Here is a 3,910-nt window from a genome sequence, read left to right on the forward strand (position 1 = left end):
GGATAAGTTGGCTAGGAGCCGGATGAGGTGAAAGTCTCATGTCCGGTTCTGAATGGGAGGTGAGGGTTGCAAAGCCCTCATCGACCCCTAATGAATTTCCGCCAGAAATAAGGAAACAAACCAACACTCGCTCGAATCGAATCCTACCCTCTACACTCTCGCCGCGTTAACTCGCGAGCATCTACAGAAAATTTTCACAACCAGTATCAATCACCATGAAGACTATCCAGCCCCCTAAATTTGAGTCCGTTTATGGCCCAGTGAGTTCGTGGCGATACGGGCGATCGCTCGGGATCGACCCGATCGGCACGGTGTCTACCTGTTCGTTTAACTGCGTCTATTGCCAACTCGGCGAAATCGAACGCCAAACCCGCGATCGCGCCATCTACGTCCCCACCGATCTCATCCTCCAGGATCTCGAAGCCTTCGCCCCTTGGGACGTAGATGTAATTACCCTCAGTGGGAGTGGCGAACCCACCTTGGCGCTCAACTTAGGAGAACTCTTGACCCGCATAGCCGATCGCACCGATCGCCCCACCTTAGTCCTGACCAACGCCACCTTACTCACCGACCCCCAGGTGCGCGCCGAATTGGCACGGGCCGATCGCGTCTCGATTAAATTAGATGCCGTCTCCTCCAAACGGATGCAAGGAGTAGACCGCCCGGTGGGCAATCTGGATTTCAATACCCTGTGGAGCGGCATTGAGCAATTCCGGGCGCAATACAGCGGACAACTGGGCATCCAAACCATGTTGCTCTCGCCGTGGGACGCCGAAACCAGAGCCGAATACATTCGCCGAATGCGATCGCTCGGTCCGGATGAAATCCAACTCAATACCCCCACCCGTCCCAAACCCCTCACCCGCCAATTCGATGGGCGCGGAAATCATACCCCACCACTCCGTCGCCCCTATCCCGTCCAAGTCTTCAAGCAAGTTAGCCCCAACATCTTGCACGCCTTTGCCACAGAAATTCAAAACGCCACCGGCATTTCCGTGCGCTGCGCCCCGGTTTAAGAGCCAACAAGCAAACCTCCAACCCTACTCTATAAAAGCTTAGCGCCGATTTAACCGTTCATTCAGCCACATTTAAACTGCACAATGACTGAATCCCAAAAGCGGCCAATCGAGCCTCGGATTTATCCCCTAACCTTCATAGGATTGTGCCGCATCGGCATCAGTTTCCGGGGATTGAGCCACGGGTTCGAGATGTTGCCCCCGTTGATTCATCCGGTCTTTTACAATATCTCGCAGGGTACCGTACTCCGTGGTCATGCCAAAGCTGGAAGGATTCACCGGATCTTTATAAGTGAAATGGCGATAATTCAAGCAGAATCTATCCCAAGACGACATCTCAATCCGGAACAAACCGATGAGAATATCGGCCAACCAAGGCGCGAGGGGGATGCGAAATAGAATTCGGCGATCGAGCGTCGCACAGACTTGTTCGATCGCTTGATTCACCGTAATGGGTGCATTCCCCAAAACAAAGGGACGTGAAGGTTCCGGGGGATTTTCTACCAGGGAAAGCACCACCTGAGCGATATCTCGGGCATGGATGAAATGAAAGCCGCCTTCTGCTTTAAAAAAGCGAATCAGACTGATTTTTTCCAAGACTTGCGGAAGTCCTGCAGAAATATGGGACTGAGGTTTTTGCTCGTCGCCGCCAAATACTAACGTGGGAAACAGAGTCGTGATGCGCGAGGCGAGGGGCAAACGAGACAGGCGACGCAAGCAGTCGTATTTAGAGCGGATATATTCGGTGCCGAGTTGGGTAGCTTCTTTGAGCAATTCGTTATTGCGATCGAGAATGCTCGCCGTGGAAAAATAGATAACCTGCTCGCAGATTTCTGGGTTGAGCAGTTCCATCAACCGAATCGTCTTCAAAACGTTGATGTCAAAAACTTCCTGAGCTCCGCCCCAAGCGGTAGCGGTGAGAATTGCCACATCCATCGTTTCGAGAACCTCGGCGAGTTTATCAATCTCGCGCATATCTGCTTGCACGAGATTGATCCCGGGGCGCGCTTCGAGATCCACTCGGAGTTTGTCTGGATTTCTGACCATCAGGTACAGGTCGTAGTCTGTTTCCTGAATCAACGCCTCGGCGATATAGTGACCGATGCAGCCACTCGCGCCAGTGATGAAAATCCGCTTCTGAGGTCGATAGTAGTTAGAATACACGAGGATCTGGGGCTAGAAGTGTGTAGGAGCTTCAGATTTATTGCGATAGTCGATTTTAGAGTTTCGTGGCGGGTTTGTCAAAAGCCACGGATTGCGACTGAATAAAGACACCGGGGACGGGAAACGGGGAGTGGCGGCGGGCGCAATCCCCGTTTCCCGATTTTAGGATCGGTGACAATCGTTCTATTTTCTAATCCCGGCGTTAAAGATGCAATCGGGAGTTTCTCGCGCGAGGCGATCGCTCATCGAGACGCGAGGAGTTGGTCCGCTTGCTTGGCAGTTTCAAAGAAATATGCCACATTTTCCTCGGGAGTTTTTTGCAAAACCCCGTGACCCAGGTTGAGAATGTGCTGGTGGTTGCCCGCTTTGCGAATGGTTTCGAGAATGCGTAAGCGGATGAATTCTTTTGAACCAAACAACGCGCAAGGGTCGATATTTCCTTGCACCCCCACATTGGTTCCCAGTCGCTGGCGCGCTTCAGCCATGTCCACGGTCCAATCCAAGCTGACGATATCCACCCCGGATTGAGCCATCCGCTCCAAAATGCCGGCACTGCCATTAATGTAAAGAATCATCGGCGTATCCGGATGAGTCGCCTTCACTTGCTCCACCACTCGTTTTTGGTAGGGCATCGCAAAGGTTTCGTAGTCTTGCGGACTCAGTTGACCCGCCCAGGAATCAAACATCTGCACCACTTGCGCGCCGCAGTCGATTTGATAGCTCAGGTAAACCGCGATCGCATCCGCCAATTTGCCCAAAAACTTGTGCAGCATTTCGGGTTCGGAAAACGCCATGCTCTTAATAATGGTGTAGTCTTTTGAAGACTTCCCTTCAATCGCATACGCCGCCAAGGTCCAAGGCGCACCCACAAATCCCAGTACCGTGGACTCATTGCCCACTTCCTCGCGCAACGCTTTTAAAATCGTGCGGATAAAGGGCATCGATTCGGAGGGATTGATGGGATGCAGCTTCTCGATCTGCTCCAAGCTGCGGATCGGCGGGTCGATAATCGGTCCAAAGCGTTCTACGATATCGAACGGAATGCCAATCCCCGGTAAGGGCGTTAGAATATCGGAGAATAGAATCACCCCATCGGGTTTAAAAGCCCGCCAGGGTTGCAAAGAGATTTCGATCGCAATGTCGGGGTTTTCCGATCGCTCCCGAAATGACGGATATTTCTCGCGTAATTCCCGATAAGCTTTCATATAACGCCCCGCCTGTCGCATCATCCATACCGGGGGACGCTCTAATTTTTCACCCCGCGCTGCTCTGAGTAGATAAGGAATTTGGCTCGAACCCGCCATTTAGATTTCACCTTAAATGTTACTTAAATGCCAACATCTAGCTTACCATTGCCGGATTCTCCTTTTTTATTTCTCTGTGCCCTGACTTGCCAGGGGCGATCGCTTTTTTTCAGCGAGCCAAACTCTAATACCATATTTTTTCCCGATTTCCCTATTTTGTAATATTTTTTAACGTTTTGTCCGCTTGGCAAGCGGTGGATCCTACCATGAGCGCCAGTGTTTGGCACGAAGAGGACTGGTTTGTGGCGAGAGTGCTTAGAGATAGAGGTAGCCAGTCAAGGAGAAACAGAAGCGGAGGCGATCGCCAATAAGAGTGGAAGCGATCGAACTGTTAATGACTCAAGCCTGCTTTACTGGAAAATTCTAGATTATTCCGGAAATACCTCACGGCGTGTGGTAGAGTATTGAGTAGTGCAAAAAACACAT

General features: G+C 51.5%; 4 protein-coding genes. 2 read left to right on the plus strand and 2 right to left on the minus strand.

Annotated elements, in window-relative coordinates:
• Positions 1–215 precede the first annotated feature (215 nt).
• A complete protein-coding gene (locus LKK83_RS07130; RefSeq protein WP_324630305.1) occupies positions 216–1,016 on the plus strand; it encodes a radical SAM protein in 801 nt (266 codons plus the stop codon).
• Between the two features lie 129 nt (positions 1,017–1,145).
• On the opposite strand, the gene LKK83_RS07135 is transcribed toward LKK83_RS07130, so the two are convergent.
• Together LKK83_RS07135 and hemE are read right to left on the minus strand one after the other, a co-directional pair.
• Positions 1,146–2,180, minus strand: a complete 1,035-nt coding sequence (locus LKK83_RS07135) for an NAD-dependent epimerase/dehydratase family protein (RefSeq protein ID WP_324630306.1) — start codon at positions 2,178–2,180, stop codon at positions 1,146–1,148.
• A 242-nt stretch (positions 2,181–2,422) separates the two neighbouring features.
• The gene (hemE, locus tag LKK83_RS07140) at positions 2,423–3,484 is read right to left on the minus strand and encodes a uroporphyrinogen decarboxylase (RefSeq protein WP_324630307.1); all 1,062 of its coding nucleotides are present in this window, start codon (positions 3,482–3,484) and stop codon (positions 2,423–2,425) included.
• Between the two features lie 216 nt (positions 3,485–3,700).
• Here hemE and LKK83_RS07145 point away from each other — a divergent pair, with 216 nt between their 5' ends.
• Positions 3,701–3,892: a hypothetical protein gene (locus LKK83_RS07145; RefSeq protein ID WP_324630308.1), complete on the plus strand. Its 192-nt coding sequence runs from the start codon at positions 3,701–3,703 to the stop codon at positions 3,890–3,892.
• The last annotated feature ends 18 nt before the right edge of the window (positions 3,893–3,910 follow it).

This window comes from Phormidium sp. CCY1219, from assembly GCF_035615515.1.
In the GTDB taxonomy this organism is placed as follows: Bacteria; Cyanobacteriota; Cyanobacteriia; order Cyanobacteriales; family Laspinemataceae; genus CCY1219.